This is a genomic window from Kitasatospora sp. CMC57, from assembly GCF_045866025.2.
GTDB lineage: Bacteria > Actinomycetota > Actinomycetes > Streptomycetales > Streptomycetaceae > Kitasatospora.
The window spans coordinates 1,911,907-1,928,815 of sequence record NZ_AP035881.2 but is presented as its reverse complement, the minus strand read 5'-3'; the positions used below and the strand labels follow the sequence as shown (position 1 = coordinate 1,928,815).

The following is a 16,909-nucleotide window of genomic DNA, read 5'->3' as shown; positions in this document are numbered from 1 at the left end:
GCATCTGTGGCCAAGTTTTTAAGGGCGCACGGTGGATGCCTTGGCACTAGGAACCGATGAAGGACGTGGGAGGCCACGATAGTCCCCGGGGAGCCGTCAACCAGGCTTTGATCCGGGGGTTTCCGAATGGGGAAACCCGGCAGTCGTCATGGGCTGTCACCCGCACCTGAACACATAGGGTGTGTGGAGGGAACGAGGGGAAGTGAAACATCTCAGTACCCTCAGGAAGAGAAAACAACCGTGATTCCGGGAGTAGTGGCGAGCGAAACCGGATGAGGCTAAACCGTTTTGGTGTGAGACCCGGCAGGGGTTGCCAGAGCGGGGTCGTGGGAAAGTTCTTGATTGGTCTGCCGGCCGGTCGGTGAGTCAGAAACCGTATGGATAGTCGAAGGACATGCGAAAGGTCCGGCGTAGAGGGTAAGACCCCCGTAGACGAAATCTGTGCGGCTCACTTGAGCTTCTCCCAAGTAGCACGGAGCCCGAGAAATTCCGTGTGAATCTGGCGGGACCACCCGCTAAGCCTAAATATTCCCTAGTGACCGATAGCGGATAGTACCGTGAGGGAATGGTGAAAAGTACCGCGGGAGCGGAGTGAAATAGTACCTGAAACCGTGTGCCTACAAGCCGTGGGAGCGTCGGACATGCAGCTTGCTGTGTGTCTCGTGACTGCGTGCCTTTTGAAGAATGAGCCTGCGAGTTTGCGGTGTGTAGCGAGGTTAACCCGTGTGGGGTAGCCGTAGCGAAAGCGAGTCCGAATAGGGCGGTACAGTTGCATGCCCAAGACCCGAAGCGGAGTGATCTAGCCATGGGCAGGTTGAAGCGGAGGTAAGACTTCGTGGAGGACCGAACCCACCAGGGTTGAAAACCTGGGGGATGACCTGTGGTTAGGGGTGAAAGGCCAATCAAACTCCGTGATAGCTGGTTCTCCCCGAAATGCATTTAGGTGCAGCGTCACGTGTTTCTTGCCGGAGGTAGAGCACTGGATAGGCGATGGGCCTCACCGGGTTACTGACCTTAGCCAAACTCCGAATGCCGGTAAGTGAGAGCGTGGCAGTGAGACTGTGGGGGATAAGCTCCATGGTCGAGAGGGAAACAGCCCAGAACACCGACTAAGGTCCCTAAGCGTGTGCTAAGTGGGAAAGGATGTGGAGTCGCAGAGACAACCAGGAGGTTGGCTTAGAAGCAGCCACCCTTGAAAGAGTGCGTAATAGCTCACTGGTCAAGTGATTCCGCGCCGACAATGTAGCGGGGCTCAAGTACACCACCGAAGTCGTGTCATTGCAGCAATACCCCCAACGGGGGCTGTGATGGGTAGGGGAGCGTCGTGTGCCGGGTGAAGCAGCGGAGGAATCCAGTTGTGGACGGTTCACGAGTGAGAATGCAGGCATGAGTAGCGATACAAGAGTGGGAAACTCTTGCGCCGATTGACCAAGGGTTCCTGGGTCAAGCTGATCTGCCCAGGGTAAGTCGGGACCTAAGGCGAGGCCGACAGGCGTAGTCGATGGACAACGGGTTGATATTCCCGTACCCGCTTTGAAGCGCCAACGTCGAACCTCTGAATGCTAAGCCCGTGAAGCCGGCCCGGAGTCTTCGGACAAAGGGACGTGGTGGAGCCGGTGACCCAACAGGGTAGTAGGTGAGCGATGGGGTGACGCAGGAAGGTAGTCCAGCCCGGGCGGTGGTTGTCCCGGGGTAAGGGTGTAGGCCGAGTGATAGGCAAATCCGTCACTCATTAAGGCTGAGACCTGATGCCGAGCCGATTGTGGTGAAGTGGATGATCCTATGCTGTCGAGAAAAGCCTCTAGCGAGTTTCATGGCGGCCCGTACCCCAAACCGACTCAGGTGGTCAGGTAGAGAATACCGAGGCGTTCGGGTGAACTATGGTTAAGGAACTCGGCAAAATGCCCCCGTAACTTCGGGAGAAGGGGGGCCGGAACTGGTGATGAGTCTTGCACTCTGAGCTGGGGCCGGCCGCAGAGACCAGCGAGAAGCGACTGTTTACTAAAAACACAGGTCCGTGCGAAGCCGTAAGGCGATGTATACGGACTGACGCCTGCCCGGTGCTGGAACGTTAAGGGGACCGGTTAGTCAATCTTCGGGTTGGCGAAGCTGAGAACTTAAGCGCCAGTAAACGGCGGTGGTAACTATAACCATCCTAAGGTAGCGAAATTCCTTGTCGGGTAAGTTCCGACCTGCACGAATGGCGTAACGACTTCTCGACTGTCTCAACCATAGGCCCGGTGAAATTGCATTACGAGTAAAGATGCTCGTTTCGCGCAGCAGGACGGAAAGACCCCGGGACCTTTACTATAGCTTGATATTGGTGTTCGGTTCGGCTTGTGTAGGATAGGTGGGAGACTTTGAAGCGGCAACGCCAGTTGTCGTGGAGTCGTCGTTGAAATACCACTCTGGTCGTGCTGGATGTCTAACCTGGGTCCGTGATCCGGATCAGGGACAGTGTCTGGTGGGTAGTTTAACTGGGGCGGTTGCCTCCTAAAGAGTAACGGAGGCGCCCAAAGGTTCCCTCAGCCTGGTTGGCAATCAGGTGTTGAGTGTAAGTGCACAAGGGAGCTTGACTGTGAGACCGACGGGTCGAGCAGGGACGAAAGTCGGGACTAGTGATCCGGCGGTGGCTTGTGGAAGCGCCGTCGCTCAACGGATAAAAGGTACCCCGGGGATAACAGGCTGATCTTCCCCAAGAGTCCATATCGACGGGATGGTTTGGCACCTCGATGTCGGCTCGTCGCATCCTGGGGCTGGAGTAGGTCCCAAGGGTTGGGCTGTTCGCCCATTAAAGCGGTACGCGAGCTGGGTTTAGAACGTCGTGAGACAGTTCGGTCCCTATCCGCTGTGCGCGTAGGAATATTGAGAAGGGCTGTCCCTAGTACGAGAGGACCGGGACGGACGAACCTCTGGTGTGCCAGTTGTTCTGCCAAGGGCATGGCTGGTTGGCTACGTTCGGGAGGGATAACCGCTGAAAGCATCTAAGCGGGAAGCCTGCTTCGAGATGAATATTCCCACCTCCTTGAGAGGGTAAGGCTCCCAGTAGACGACTGGGTTGATAGGCCGGATGTGGAAGCCCTGTAAGGGGTGGAGCTGACCGGTACTAATAGGCCGAGGGCTTGTCCTCAGACGCTCGCGTCCACTGTGTTGTTCCCGGGTAGCGAACAGCTATCGCCGGTGAAAAACCACTTAAATAAACTAAAAAGTGTGTGTTTCGCTGAATACCCGATAGGGTTTCGGTGGTCATAGCACGAGGGAAACGCCCGGTTACATTCCGAACCCGGAAGCTAAGCCTCGTAGCGCCGATGGTACTGCAGGGGGGACCCTGTGGGAGAGTAGGACGCCGCCGAACAAGTATTCAAGGCCGTTGGCCCCAGCGATTCGCTGGGGCCAACGGCCTTTTTTGTTTTTCCCAGAGCACACCGGAGCACTCAGGCCATCGCCCAACAGCGGATGGTGGCCGGATGCCGGACAATGGAGCTGGTGTGTGGCCACGCGGGCCCCACCACACCGCACCGGGCGATGACATCGCCCTGGCCGCGCGGTCGAGCAGCAGAGCAGAAGGAGTCACCACGATGTCGAACCCTCCCCAGGACCGTCCCGACCGACGATCGGACGACGGCCGCGGCTACGAGCCCCGGTCGCGCGGGGGTTTCTCCAACGACCGTGGTGGCCGGCCGTCGGGTGACCGTCCGTCCTACGGCAGCCGCGACGACCGCGGTGGCCGCCCGTCGGGTGACCGTCCCTCGTACGGTGGTGACCGTCGCCCCTCCGGTGACCGCCCCTCCTACGGCAACCGGGACGACCGTGGCAGCCGTCCGTCTGGTGACCGCCCGTCCTATGGCAACCGCGATGACCGTGGTGGCCGTCCGTCTGGTGACCGCCCGTCCTACGGTGACCGTCGCCCCTCCGGCGACCGCCCCTCCTATGGCAGCCGTGATGACCGTGGCAGCCGCCCCTCGTACGGCGACCGCCCCTCCGGTGGTGGCTTCCGTCGTGACGACCGGCCGTCGGGTGACCGTCCGTCCTACGGCAGCCGCGACGACCGCGGTGGCCGCCCCTCCGGTGACCGTCCCTCGTACGGTGACCGTCGCCCCTCCGGCGACCGCCCCTCCTACGGCAACCGGGACGACCGTGGTGGCCGTCCGTCTGGTGACCGCCCGTCCTATGGCAACCGCGATGACCGTGGTGGCCGTCCGTCTGGTGACCGCCCGTCCTATGGCAACCGCGATGACCGTGGTGGCCGTCCGTCTGGTGACCGCCCGTCCTACGGTGACCGTCGCCCCTCCGGCGACCGCCCCTCGTACGGCAGCCGTGATGACCGTGGCAGCCGCCCCTCGTACGGCGACCGCCCCTCCGGTGGTGGCTTCCGTCGTGACGACCGGCCGTCGGGTGACCGTCCGTCCTACGGCAGCCGCGACGACCGCGGTGGCCGCCCCTCCGGTGACCGTCCCTCGTACGGTGACCGTCGCCCCTCCGGCGACCGCCCCTCCTACGGCAACCGGGACGACCGTGGCAGCCGCCCCTCCTTCGGCGACCGCCCCTCCGGTGACCGCCCGTCGTACGGCAACCGTGACGACCGTGGTGGCCGTCCGTCTGGTGACCGTCCCTCGTACGGTGACCGTCGCCCCTCCGGCGACCGCCCCTCGTACGGCAGCCGTGATGACCGTGGCAGCCGCCCCTCGTACGGCGACCGCCCCTCCGGTGGTGGCTTCCGTCGTGACGACCGGCCGTCGGGTGACCGTCCGTCCTACGGCAGCCGCGACGACCGCGGTGGCCGCCCCTCCGGTGACCGCCCGTCCTACGGTGACCGTCGCCCCTCCGGCGACCGCCCCTCCTACGGCAACCGGGACGACCGTGGCAGCCGCCCCTCCTACGGCGACCGTCGCCCCTCCGGTGACCGCCCCTCGTACGGCAACCGCGACGACCGTGGCGGCCGCCCTTCTGGTGACCGCCCGTCGTACGGCAGCCGCGACGACCGTGGCGGCCGCCCCTCCGGTGACCGTCCCTCGTACGGTGACCGTCGCCCCTCCGGCGACCGCCCCTCGTACGGCAACCGCGACGACCGCGGCGGCCGTCCGTCGTACGGGAACCGTGACGACCGTGGTGGCCGCCCCTCGTACGGCAACCGGGATGACCGGCCGCGTCGGGACGAGCGGTCGGACTACGACGACCGTCGCGGGAACTTCGAGCCGGTCAAGCGGCTGCCGATCCCGGAGGACGTGACCGGCTTCGAGCTGGACTCGGATGTCCGCCAGGACCTGAAGAGCCTGCCGAAGACCCTCGCGGACGATGTCGCGCGCAACCTGGTGATGGTGGCCAGGACGCTCGACACCGACCCCGAGGAGGCGTACCAGTACTCCCGCGTCGCGCTGCGGCTGGCCTCCCGGGTCGCCTCGGTCCGTGAGGCGGCGGGCTTCGCGTCGTACGTGACGCAACGGTACGCCGAGGCACTGACCGAGTTCCGTGCCGCGAAGCGGATGACCGGCCGGGTGGACCTGTGGCCGGTGATGGCGGACTGCGAGCGTGGTCTGAGCCGTCCGGAGCGGGCGCTGGCGATGGCCGGCGAGCCCGAGGTGAAGCAGCTGGACAAGGCCGGCCAGGTCGAGATGCGGCTGGTCGCGGCGGGTGCCCGTGGCGACATGGAGCAGTACGACGCCGCCGTGGTGACGCTGCAGAGCCCGGAGCTGGCGTCCAACACCGTCCAGCCGTGGACCGCGCGCCTGCGGTACGCCTACGCCGAGGCGCTGATCGCGGCCGGCCGTGGCGACGAGGCCCGTGAGTGGTTCGCCAAGGCGGCCGAGGCGGACACCGACGGGCAGACCAACGCGTCCGAGCGGCTCGCCGAGATCGACGGCCTGGAGTTCACCGACGCGCTCGACCCCGAGATGGCGGACGAGCACGGCCGCGAGATCGTGGACGGCGACGACGAGGGTCGGGCCGAGGACGACGAGCTGGACGAGCTCGCGGACGAGGCGGCCGACGACGAGGACAACCGGGACAACCGGGACAACCGGGATGACCGCGACGACGAGATCGTCGAGGAGCGCCCCCGTCGCAAGATCGCCATGGACGACACCGGCGACGACAAGGTGATCTACGAGGACGAGGAGGACGTCGAGGAGTACTACGACGAGGACGACCTCGAGATCGACGAGGTCGACGACGTCCGGGACTCCGGCGACCGCCGCTGACCCCGCAGGACAGCACAACGGGAGAGGCCCCGACCGCACACGCGGTCGGGGCCTCTCCCGCTTCTCAGCCCAGTTCGAGGCTGCGGAGCACCAGTCCGGTGGCCGGCTTCGGGCCGAAGGAGGTGGACTTCCGGGGCATCGTCACGCCCTGTTCGGCCAGTCGCCGCACCACGCTCTCGTCCACCGGGTGCAGCAGGACGGCCGTGCCGCCGGTCCGGGCGGCCTCGCGTTCGGCGGCGGCCGCGGCGTGCAGGTAGCCGATGTGGTCGGGACTGTCCGGCACCCGCCAGATGTGGTCGAGCAGGGTGGCGTGCAGCACGGTGGCGTCCAGGTGGCGCCACTCCTCCGGCTTGTCGGCCGGGACGGTGGCGGCGAGCAGGGCCTCGTCCGGCTCGCTGACCAGGCGGAAGGCCGAGTCGCCGGCCGTGAGCAGGAAGGCGTTGCCGCCCTGCCGTTTGGCGTCGGCGAGCGCCTGGAGGGCGTGGTCCAGCGGTCCGGGCACCTCCTTGACCTGCCAGTGCTCGCCCAGGGCGGCCAGGGCCTCGGCGATCGGCAGCCGGTACAGCACCCGGTGGATGGCGCGGACCCTGAGCGGGTAGCGGGCGGTGTCCACCAGCAGCACCATGCCGCGGTCCCACGGGCTGCGGGGCAGGTGGCGGTGCTCGCGCTGGAGCCGCAGGTACATCGCCCAGCGGTGGTGCCCGTCGGCGATCAGTGCCCGACAGGTCGCCAGGTCCCGGGTCACCTGGGCCAGTTCGGCCGGGTCGGTGACGGCCCAGAGGCGGTGGTGGGTGCCGTCGGTGGTGGTCGTGGTGAGCAGCGGCTCGCCGGTGACGGCACGTTCGATCACCTGGGCGGCGCCGCCGTGGCCCCGGTAGGTGAGCAGCAGCGGTTCGAGGTTGGCCTTGGTGGTGCGCATCAGGCCGACCCGGTCGGCGACCGGACGCGGCATCACGTCCTCGTGCGGCAGCACCACGCCGGCCTCCGGGCCGCTGACCGCGAGCGAACCGATCAGTCCGCGCTGCAGCAGGCCGTCGGTGCGCTGCTCGTAGACGTAGAGCGCGGCCTCCCGGTCGGCGGCGAGGACGCCCTCGCGCTGCCAGTCGGTGAGCAGCCGGGCCGCGTGCCGGTAGCGGGTGTCGCGGTCGGGGCGGTCGCCGCTGTCGTCCGGTTCGGGGCGGGGGAGGATCAGCCGGACGATGTTGTGCGGGTCGGCGGTCTCCAGGTCGAGCCGCCGGTTCGGGTCCACGACGTCGTACGGGGGCGAGGTGACCGCCGCCAGGTTTCCCACCCGGTCGGGGCGGTACCGCAGGCCACGGAACGGAGAGAGGGACAGCCCCGCGGTGGCGACGTGCCCGGGGTCTCCGGGGCCGCCGCTCGGAGCTTGGGCTCCACTGTCTGCACTGGGTGTCGTCATCCTGGGCATGGTAACCGGGTATGCGCTGTTCAGTGATCGCAAGTGCCCGAGACGGCTCGGAAGGTGTGTCGGACCGGGTGGGTGGGCGGCCGGAGGGAGCTGGGGCAGGGATGAGCGGGAGCGACGGGGTACCCGAGGGCGGGGTCTACGACTGGTTCAGGCGCGGGGCGGAGTTGCTGGGGCAGGGAAATCCGGCGGCGGCGGTGCAGTTGCTGGCCCGGGCGGCGGAGGCGGAGCCGGAGTCCCGGAGCATCCGGGAGACGCTGGCCCGGGCGCTCTACGGGGCGGGACGGTTCCGGGAGGCGTTGGAGAACTTCAGGGCCGTGGCACTGGCCGATCCGTCGGACGACTACGCTCAGTTCGGATGGGGCGTGGCGGCGGCGCGGCTGGGTGACTTCGAGACCTCGGCCGAGCATCTCGCGCTGGCGGTCGCGATGCGGCCCGGGGCCGAGCACTACCGGGCGGCCCTGCGGCAGACCAGGGCGACCCTGGCCGCCCGGGCCGGCGCGTACGGCCCGCTCCAGCCTGGCTCCCCGGGATACCAGGGCGACGCCGGGCAGGACACCGCCTGACGCTGTGACAGGTGACGACGAGTGAGGACGAGGTGGCAGCAGGCATGACGGACACCGGCGCAACCGGCCAGGCACGCACCGCTCCCGGGGGCTCCGAGCTCCCGCTGACCGAGGTGTACGACACCGCGCTGCTCGACCTGGACGGCGTGGTGTACGCCGGGCCGAACGCGATCGAGCACGCGGCCGAGTCGCTGGCGGTGGCCAGGGACGGCGGGATGCACCTGGCGTACGTCACCAACAACGCCTCCCGGCCGCCCCGGGTGGTGGCCGAGCACCTCACCGAGCTCGGCATCCCGGCCGAGCCGGCCGACGTGATCAACTCCGCCCAGGCGGCAGCCCGGCTGGTCGCCGAGAAGGTCCCGGCCGGGTCGAAGGTGCTGGTCGTGGGTGGGGCCGGGCTGGTCGAGGCGCTGGCGGAGCACGGGCTGGTGGCGGTCAGCTCGCTGGCCGAGGAGCCGCTCGCGGTGGTGCAGGGCTACGACCCCTCGGTGGGCTGGCAGCAGCTCGCCGAGGCCTCGTACGCAGTCGCCTCCGGGCTGCCGTGGGTGGCTTCGAACACCGACCTGACGGTGCCGACCGCGCGCGGGATCGCGCCCGGCAACGGCACGCTGGTGGCGGCGGTCCGGACGGCCACCGGCGTCGAGCCGGAGGTGGCGGGCAAGCCGCTGCCACCGATGCACCGGGAGACGGTGATCCGGACCGGGGCGAAGCGTCCGCTGGTGGTTGGGGACCGGCTGGACACCGACATCGAGGGCGCCTGGAACGGCGGGGTCGACAGCCTGCTGGTGTTCACCGGGGTCACGACGCCCGCGCTGCTGCTGGACGCTCCGGCGGAGCACCGGCCGACGTACCTGGCGGCGGACCTGCGGGGGCTGCTGACGGCGCACCGTGCGGCGGTCGCGGTGGACGGCGGCTTCGAGTGCGGCGGGTGGCGGGCCTGGGCGGAGGACGGGGTCCTGCGGCTGTCCGGTACGGGGGAGAACCGGTACGACGGGTTGCGGGCGCTCTGCGGCGCCGCCTGGACGGCGGGGCCGGGGCTGGACGGGCGGAAGGCGCTGGCCGAGCTCGGCTTCTAGCCTTCGGCAGGCGCGCCGGGTACACGGGCTCGGGGCACCGCGAGGAGATCTGGCGTACGGGGCACTGCGAAGGTGCCTGACCAGCTACGGACGGATCACCTGGTAAGGGGCGGCTCCGCCCAATCGGCGGAGCCGCACATCAGCAGCGCCCCGGGCCCCTGATCGTAGATGCCCGGTCGCCAGCAGAAGGTTGAGCTCAGAGCAGGGTCCGCAGGCGCAGCAGGTCGCGGAAGCCCGCCTCCAGCTTGACGCGGCCGGAGGCCCAGGCCGAGGCGAAGTTGAGGGTGCCGCCGACCATGGCGACCAGGTCGTCGCTGGTCATGGTGAGGCGGATCTCGGCCTTGGCGGGCGGGGGGCCGGGGGTTTCGACCACGTCGGTGATCCGGCCGTCCTGGAGGCGGCCGGAGAAGGTCACGTCGAGGTCGGTGATCCGACAGGTCAGCGAGCGGTCGAGGGCGGCGGCCCGGCGGACCTCGCCGTTGGTGCCTGCGAGGGTGCGGCTGAGCTGCTCGAGTGCGCTGCGGCACTCCTCGGTGCTGGCCATCGCTGCTGGTCTCTCCCTCTGGGTGCTGCGGCTGGCTGCCCACGCTATCGCAGCGCTGGGACCGTCCCGGCGGGGCCGGAGGCGGTAGCGTCGGGGGCGAGGGGTTCGGAGACGGCACGGAGGAGGTAGGCCGGGATGCTGCGGGATGCGGTGCGTGGGGTGGTCGTGGTGGCCACCGAGGTCGCCGAGGAGGCCGGCAAGCGGGTGGCCGGGCTGTTGGAGCGGTCGGGGGTGAACGTGGCGGCGCTGGAGCAGTTCCCGCCGTCCGCGAAGACCTTGCAGACCCTGGCCGAGGAGGCGGTGACGGCCGGGCGGGCTGGGTTCGACCTGGCGGTCGGGGTGACCCGGGGCGAGGTGGAGAAGGTCTTCGAGAAGGTCGGCGACCAGGTGACGAAGGTCGGCGTGGTGCTGAGCTTCCTGGAGAGCAGGCTCCGCGAGGTGGAGGAGCCGGCTCCGACGCCGGCTCAGGAGGCCCGTGCGGGCGGCCTGTTCGAGTCCGGCTGGGAGGAGGAGGTCCGTCCGGCGGAGTCCGATTCCGAGCCGGAGCCGGAGCCCGAGGAGGTGCCGGCCTGGGCGTGGGCGGACGAGGTTCCCGAGCCGGTCGCACCCCCGGTGAAGAAGGCTGCCCCGGTGAAGAAGGCTGCCCCGGCCAAGAAGGCCGCAGCGGCGAAGAAGGCCCCGGCAGCCAAGAAGGCATCGGCGGCCAAGAAGACCGCGGCCAAGAAGACCACGACGAAGAAGACCACGGCGGCGAAGACCCCGACGCCGAAGACGTTGGCCGCCAAGAACACCGTCGCCAAGAAGACCGCCGCCAAGCCACCCGCCGCCAAGAAGGCCGCGCCGCCCAAGAAGCCCACTCCCCGGAAGCCTGCCGATGACTGACACCGGAGAGGACGGTTTCGCCCCCACCGGCCGCCCCGAGGTGGATGCGGTGCTGGCCCGGCTGGGCGAGCTGGACGGGGTGGAGACCGGAGCGCACGTGGCGGTGTACGAAGATGTACACCAGCGGCTCGCGGACACGCTCGCCGCTCTCGACCGGTAACACCAGTAGCAGGAGACGGAACCCCAGTGGCAGTGGCACGACGCCGACTCGACGCGGAGCTGGTCCGCCGCAAGCTGGCCCGTTCGCGTGAGCACGCGAGCGAGCTGATCGCGGCGGGCCGGGTGACGGTCGGCGGCACCACCGCGACCAAGCCGGCCACCCAGGTGGAGACGGCGGCGGCCGTGGTGGTGGCGGCGGACGAGAACGACCCGGACTACGTCTCGCGGGGCGGTCACAAGCTGGCCGGTGCGCTGGCGGCGTTCCTGCCCCAGGGGCTGGTGGTGGAGGGGCGCCGGGCGCTGGACGCGGGTGCCTCGACCGGTGGGTTCACGGATGTGCTGCTGCGGGCGGGCGTCGCGCACGTGCTCGCGGTCGATGTCGGGTACGGGCAGCTGGCATGGTCGCTGCAGAGCGACGACCGGGTGACCGTGATGGACCGGACCAACGTCCGGGAGCTGACCCTGGAGCGGATCGGCGGGGAGCCGGTCGGTCTGGTGGTGGGCGACCTGTCGTTCATCTCGCTCGGCCTGGTGCTGCCCGCGCTGGCGGGGTGCTGTGCCGAGGACGCGGACCTGGTGATGATGGTCAAGCCGCAGTTCGAGATCGGCAAGGAGCGGCTGGGCAGCGGCGGTGTGGTGCGCAGCCCGGAGCTGCGGGCCGAGATGGTCCGTCAGGTGGCCGCGCAGGCTTGGGCGTTGGGCCTGGGTGTGCGGGCGGTCACGGCGAGCCCGCTGCCGGGTCCTTCGGGCAATGTGGAGTACTTCCTGTGGCTACGCCGGGACGCCCCGGAGCTCGACCCGGCCGAGGCGGACCGGGCGGTCGCGGAGGGGCCCCGATAGGGTGCGACGCAGACGTCCGGTCATCGTGAGCGGTGGCCGCACGGGGCAACGGCGACCCGGCAGGCGTAGGGAGAGGGCAGCAGCATGAGCGAGGGACGCACGGTCTTCCTGATTGCGCACACGGGGCGGGAGACCGCGCTGCGCAGCGTCGAGGCGTTGGTGCAGGGTCTGTTGAAGGCCGGGATCAGGATCCGGCTGTTGGCAGCGGAGGCGGTCGATCTGGATCTGCCGGACGGGGTGGAGCGGGTCACGGGCGGGCACGGCGCGGCGGACGGCTGTGAGCTGATCCTGGTCGCGGGCGGCGACGGCACGCTGTTGCGGGGGGCCGAGCTGGCCCGGGAGTCCGGGCTGCCGATGCTGGGCATCAACCTGGGCCGGGTGGGCTTCCTGGCGGAGGCCGAGCGGGACGACCTGGCGGTGGTGGTCGAGCGGGTGGTGGACGCCGACTACGAGATCGAGGACCGGATGACCCTCGACGTGCTGGTGCGGACCAACGGCGACGTGGCGTACGAGGGCTGGGCGCTGAACGAGGCGTCGATCGAGAAGGCCGCCCGCGAGCGGATGCTCGAGGTGGTGACCGAGGTGGACGGCCGTCCGGTCTCCAACTTCGGCTGCGACGGGGTGGTGCTCTCCACGCCGACCGGTTCGACGGCGTACGCCTTCTCCGGCGGCGGCCCGGTGGTCTGGCCGGAGGTGGAGGCGCTGCTGATGGTGCCGATCAGCGCGCACGCGCTGTTCGCCCGGCCGCTGGTGACCTCGCCGAACTCGGTGCTGGCGGTGGAGGTTCAGCCCAAGACCCCGCACGGCGTGCTCTGGTGCGACGGCCGCCGTTCGGTCGAACTCCCGGCCGGGGCACGGGTGGAGGTCCGCCGGGGCCGGACGCCGGTGCGGCTGGCCAGGCTGCACCGGGCGCCGTTCACCGACCGGCTGGTGGCCAAGTTCGCGCTGCCGGTGACCGGTTGGCGCGGTCGGGGCGGCTGCTGACCTGGGGCTGACGGCGGGTCAGACCGCCAGTGGCAGGGTGCTGTCGAGGCCGTTCCAGCGGCCGGTGGCGGCGAGTTCGGCGGTGGCGACCAGCCGGGAGACGGCTTCGGCGGCAGCCGGGCCCGGGACGCTGAGCGGGATCCGGAGGTGGTGCTCGAAGGCGCCGTCCACGCCGAACCTGGACCCGGCGGCGATCCGGACGCCGGTCTGTTCGCCGGCCTGGGCGAGCGCACTTCCGGAGAGTCCGCCGGTGGCGACCCAGAGCGCCAACCCGCCCGGCGGCAGGGTGACCTGCCAGTGCGGCAGCTGCTCGCGCAGGGCGGCGGTCAGGCCCTCGGCGCTGGACCGCAGCCGGTCGTGCCGGTCGGCCCTGATCGCGGGCAGCTGGTCGCCGAGCATCTCGGCGGCGATCAGCTGGTCGAGCACCGGGCTGCCGATGTCGGTGAAGACCCGGTCGGTGGCCAACTGCCGTACCAGGGCGGGGCTGGCGCGCACCCAGCCGATCCGCAGGCCGCCCCAGAGGATCTTGCTGGCCGAGCCGACGGTGACCACCTGCGCACCCCGGTCGAGCGCGGCCATCGGCCGGGGCATGGCCGAGTCGCCCAGGCCCCAGTCGAGTTCGGCCGGGGTCTCGTCCACCAGGACGGTGGTGCCGGCCGACCGGGCGGCGGCCAGCAGTCCCCGCCGCTGCTCCTCGTCCACCAGGGCGCCGGTGGGGTTGTGGAAGTCCGGGATCACGTACGCGATCCTGGGCGCCGCGCCGCGCAGCACCCGCTGCCACTCGGGCAGGTCCCAGCGGGCCCCGGCGTACGGGACGGGGACCAGCCGGGCCTCGGCGCGGCGCAGCGCCTGGAGCGAGTGGGCGTAGCTGGGCGCCTCGACGGCGACCCGGTCGCCCCGGCCCAGCAGGGCGCGCTGGACCAGCTGGAGCGCGGCCATGGCGCCGGTGGTGACCAGGATCTGGTCGGGCGTGGTGGGCAGCCCGCGCTCGGCGTAGCGGCGGGCGATCGCCTCGCGCAGGACCGGGACGCCGGTGGGGAAGTTGCCGTGCCCGGCGGCGTACGCGGCCAGTTGTTCGACCGCGCGGGCGGCGGCCTGCCCGAGGTACGGCTGCGGGGCGGGCAGCGCGGCTACGCCGAGGTCGAGGGTGCGGTCGCGTTCGTCCGGCGGTACCGGGTGCAGGGCGTCGGTGGGCGGCCGGCTGCCCTCGGGCAGGGTGGTCCAGCTGCCGGAGCCGCGTCGGCTGCGCAGGTACCCCTCGGCGCGCAGCGCCTCGTACGCGGTGGCCACGGTGGTGCGGCTGAGTTCGAGCACCTGGGCCAGCTCCCGTTCGGCGGGCAGCCGGGCGCCGACCGGCAGGCGGCCCTCGGATACCAGCAGCCGGACCTGGCCGGCCAGGGTCCGGTAGGCGGGCCGGTGGCCGCCGCTCTCGGGCAGCGGGGTGCTCCGGAGCAGGCGGGCCAGGGCGGGCGGGGTCACGCTGCTCTGCCACTCGGCCATGTGAATCAGTCCAGTTGAGAGGAATTGGACCTGGCTGCTCGCCAGGTGGACTCCCCATGATGGCAGGGCGGCCACCGAGCCACCACCCCCGGACCTCCCGAAGGAGCCACTGATGGCCACCCTCTCCGCCACCGTCCCCCGGACCAGCTGGAGCACCGACCGGCTCGCCCGCCGAGTGCCGCAGCTCCTGTTCGGCCTCTGGCTCTACGGCACCAGCCTGGGCCTGATGATGCGGGCCGGGTTCGGCGTCAACCCGTGGGACGTGCTGAACCAGGGCATGGTCCACCACTTCGGCCTGAGCATCGGCAACTGGGTCACCATCATCGGTGCTCTGGTGCTGCTGCTCTGGATCCCGCTCCGTCAGGTGCCGGGCATCGGCACCGTCGGCAACGTGCTGCTCCTCGGGGTGGCGATGGACGTCACCCTCGGCCTGCTGGACACGCCCGGGAACTGGCCGGCCCGGATCGCCCTGCTGGCCGGCGGAATCCTGCTCAACGGCCTGGCCACCGGCCTTTACATCGGTGCTCGCTTCGGCCCCGGCCCCCGGGACGGGCTGATGACCGGACTGCAGCGCAGGACCGGACGCTCGGTGCGGCTGATCCGTACCGGAATCGAACTGACCGTGCTGGTGGCCGGGGTCCTGCTCGGCGGCACGGTCGGCGTCGGCACCGTCGCGTACGCGCTGGCGATCGGGCCGCTGGCCCAGTTCTTCCTGCGCTGGTGCGCCGTGCCGGAAAGCCGGTAGCAGGACGGCCATGGCACCCGGTGACATACCTCGCGCAGCGCCCGAAAGGGATGAACTTGGCCGCCCGCGACCGGTGCTCGTCGCGCGGCGGGGCCGGAACCTCGTAAGGTCGTCACCGTGTTGGACGAGATGCGGATACGGGATCTTGGCGTCATCGACGACGCGGTGGTCGAACTGGCACCCGGCTTCACCGCCGTCACCGGTGAGACCGGGGCGGGCAAGACCATGGTGGTGACCAGCCTCGGGCTGCTGCTGGGCGGCCGGGCCGACCCGGCGCTGGTGCGGCGCGGCGCGGACCGGGCCGTGGTCGAGGGGCGGCTCTCGCTCCTGCCCGGCTCACCGGTGCTGGAACGGGCCCTGGAGGCAGGGGCCGAACTGGACGACGGCGCGCTGCTGCTCAGCCGTACCGTCTCGGCCGAGGGCCGCTCGCGGGCGCACGTCGGCGGCCGGTCCGTCCCGGTCGGCCTGCTGGCCGAGCTGGGCGAGGACCTGGTGGCCGTGCACGGCCAGACCGACCAGCAGCGGCTGCTCCGGCCCTCCCGGCAGCGCGGCGCGCTGGACCGGTACGCGGGCGCCGCGGTCGCCGTGCCGCTGGCCCGTTACCGGGAGACCTACCGGGCGCTGCGCGAGGTGGCCGCCACTCTGGAGGAGCTGACCGTCCGGGCCCGGGAGCGGGCCCAGGAGGCCGACCTGCTGCGGTTCGGCCTGGACGAGATCGCCGCCGCCGAACCGGTCGCCGGTGAGGACAGCGAGCTGGCCGCCGAGGCCGAGCGGCTCGGCCACGCCGACGCCCTCTCCTCCGCCGCCACCCTCGCGCACGCCGCCCTGGCCGGTGATCCGAGCGATCTGGAGGCGGTGGACGCGGGCACCCTGGTGGCCCAGGCCCGCCGCGCCGTGGACGGCGTCCGCCAGCACGACGAACGGCTGGCCGGACTGGCCGACCGCCTGAACGAGGTCGGCTACCTGCTGGCCGACGTGGCCCAGGACCTGGCCGGGTACGCCGACGACCTGGACGCCGACCCGGTCCGCCTGGCCGCGGTCGAGGAGCGCCGGGCGGTGCTGGCCCAGCTGCTGCGCAAGTACGGCGGCCCGGAGAACACCCTGGCCGAGGTGCTGGAGTGGGCCGAGACCGGCTCCGCCCGGCTGGCCGAGCTGGACGGCGACGACGACCGGATCGACCAGCTGACGGAGCAGCAGACGACGCTGCGTCAGGAGCTGACCGCACTGGCGGAAGAGGTGTCGGCGGCCAGGCAGGCCGCGGCCGGAAGGTTCGCCGAGGCGGTCTCCGCCGAACTGGCCGAGCTGGCCATGCCGCACGCCCGGGTCACCTTCGACCTGTCCCGGACCGACGACCCGGCCGGTCTCGAACTGGACGGCCGTACGGTCGCCTTCGGCTCGCACGGGGTCGACGAGGTCGAGGTGCTGCTCGCCCCGCACCCCGGCGCCTCGCCCCGTCCGATCGCAAAGGGTGCCTCGGGCGGTGAGCTGTCCCGGGTGATGCTCGCGGTCGAGGTGGTGTTCGCGGGTGCCGACCCGGTGCCGACCTACCTCTTCGACGAGGTGGACGCGGGCGTCGGCGGCAAGGCCGCGGTCGAGATCGGCCGCCGGCTGGCCAAGCTCGCCGAGACCGCGCAGGTCGTGGTGGTCACCCACCTCCCGCAGGTGGCGGCCTTCGCCGACCGGCACCTGGTGGTCGAGAAGACCCACGACGGCACGGTGACCCGCAGCGGCGTCAAGGTGCTCTCGGACGAGCAGCGGGTACGCGAACTCTCCCGGATGCTGGCGGGCCTGGAGGACTCCGAACTCGGCCGGGCCCACGCCGAGGAACTGCTGGCCACCGCCCGCGCCCCCCGACACGGTTGACCGGTCGGCGGGCGCGCTGTCCGGAGGGACCCCCGACACGTAGGGGTGCCGACTGTCCAAGAGGGCGCCGGACCTGGCAAGGTGTCCGCTGGACACTGACTGACCAGTTCATGATCGAGTCGGAGCGAGA

At 70.3% G+C, this 16,909-nt stretch carries 12 protein-coding genes and 2 rRNA genes; 11 read left to right on the top strand and 3 right to left on the bottom strand.

The features are described 5' to 3' along the window. The first annotated feature begins 8 nt into the window (after positions 1–8). From ACKUU6_RS08630 to ACKUU6_RS08620, 3 genes are all read left to right on the top strand, one after another. Positions 9–3,130, top strand: a 23S ribosomal RNA gene (locus ACKUU6_RS08630). Between the two features lie 108 nt (positions 3,131–3,238). Next, positions 3,239–3,355, top strand: a 5S ribosomal RNA gene (rrf, locus tag ACKUU6_RS08625). 1,852 nt (positions 3,356–5,207) lie between these two features. Continuing rightward, positions 5,208–6,197 (top strand): tetratricopeptide repeat protein, encoded by a 990-nt coding sequence (locus ACKUU6_RS08620; protein WP_407992068.1) that lies wholly within the window; start codon positions 5,208–5,210, stop codon positions 6,195–6,197. Positions 6,198–6,261: 64 nt separating this feature from the next. On the opposite strand, the gene ACKUU6_RS08615 is transcribed toward ACKUU6_RS08620, so the two are convergent. Further along, entirely contained in the window at positions 6,262–7,614 is a 1,353-nt protein-coding gene (locus ACKUU6_RS08615) for a DUF1015 family protein (protein ID WP_407987887.1), read from the bottom strand. Positions 7,615–7,724: 110 nt separating this feature from the next. On the opposite strand from ACKUU6_RS08615, the gene ACKUU6_RS08610 reads away from it, so the two are divergent. Further along, on the top strand, positions 7,725–8,186 hold the full coding sequence (locus tag ACKUU6_RS08610) for a tetratricopeptide repeat protein (RefSeq protein ID WP_407987886.1): 462 nt from the start codon (positions 7,725–7,727) through the stop codon (positions 8,184–8,186). A 44-nt stretch (positions 8,187–8,230) separates the two neighbouring features. Beyond that, on the top strand, positions 8,231–9,262 hold the full coding sequence (locus ACKUU6_RS08605) for an HAD-IIA family hydrolase (protein ID WP_407992067.1): 1,032 nt from the start codon (positions 8,231–8,233) through the stop codon (positions 9,260–9,262). Between the two features lie 196 nt (positions 9,263–9,458). On the opposite strand, the gene ACKUU6_RS08600 is transcribed toward ACKUU6_RS08605, so the two are convergent. Then, positions 9,459–9,806 carry an SCP2 sterol-binding domain-containing protein gene (locus tag ACKUU6_RS08600; protein WP_407987885.1) on the bottom strand — a complete coding sequence of 116 codons (348 nt, stop codon included), beginning with the start codon at positions 9,804–9,806 and terminating at the stop codon, positions 9,459–9,461. A 135-nt stretch (positions 9,807–9,941) separates the two neighbouring features. Between ACKUU6_RS08600 and ACKUU6_RS08595 the strand changes: the two genes are divergently transcribed. The 4 genes from ACKUU6_RS08595 (at position 9,942) to ACKUU6_RS08580 (ending at position 12,671) form a co-directional block, all read left to right on the top strand. Next, a complete protein-coding gene (locus ACKUU6_RS08595) occupies positions 9,942–10,688 on the top strand; it encodes a hypothetical protein (RefSeq protein WP_407987884.1) in 747 nt (248 codons plus the stop codon). Next, on the top strand, positions 10,681–10,848 hold the full coding sequence (locus ACKUU6_RS08590; RefSeq protein ID WP_407987883.1) for a hypothetical protein: 168 nt from the start codon (positions 10,681–10,683) through the stop codon (positions 10,846–10,848). Before ACKUU6_RS08595 ends, ACKUU6_RS08590 begins: the two co-directional genes overlap by 8 nt. A 32-nt stretch (positions 10,849–10,880) precedes the next feature. Continuing rightward, positions 10,881–11,687 carry a TlyA family RNA methyltransferase gene (locus ACKUU6_RS08585; RefSeq protein ID WP_407992066.1) on the top strand — a complete coding sequence of 269 codons (807 nt, stop codon included), beginning with the start codon at positions 10,881–10,883 and terminating at the stop codon, positions 11,685–11,687. 84 nt (positions 11,688–11,771) lie between these two features. Beyond that, positions 11,772–12,671: an NAD kinase gene (locus ACKUU6_RS08580; RefSeq protein ID WP_407987882.1), complete on the top strand. Its 900-nt coding sequence runs from the start codon at positions 11,772–11,774 to the stop codon at positions 12,669–12,671. A gap of 18 nt (positions 12,672–12,689) precedes the next feature. On the opposite strand, the gene ACKUU6_RS08575 is transcribed toward ACKUU6_RS08580, so the two are convergent. Further along, positions 12,690–14,171, bottom strand: a complete 1,482-nt coding sequence (locus ACKUU6_RS08575) for a PLP-dependent aminotransferase family protein (RefSeq protein WP_407987881.1) — start codon at positions 14,169–14,171, stop codon at positions 12,690–12,692. Positions 14,172–14,283: 112 nt separating this feature from the next. Between ACKUU6_RS08575 and ACKUU6_RS08570 the strand changes: the two genes are divergently transcribed. Next, positions 14,284–14,916: a YczE/YyaS/YitT family protein gene (locus tag ACKUU6_RS08570; RefSeq protein ID WP_407987880.1), complete on the top strand. Its 633-nt coding sequence runs from the start codon at positions 14,284–14,286 to the stop codon at positions 14,914–14,916. 129 nt (positions 14,917–15,045) lie between these two features. Further along, positions 15,046–16,779, top strand: a complete 1,734-nt coding sequence (gene recN / locus ACKUU6_RS08565) for a DNA repair protein RecN (RefSeq protein WP_407992065.1) — start codon at positions 15,046–15,048, stop codon at positions 16,777–16,779. Positions 16,780–16,909 lie beyond the last annotated feature (130 nt).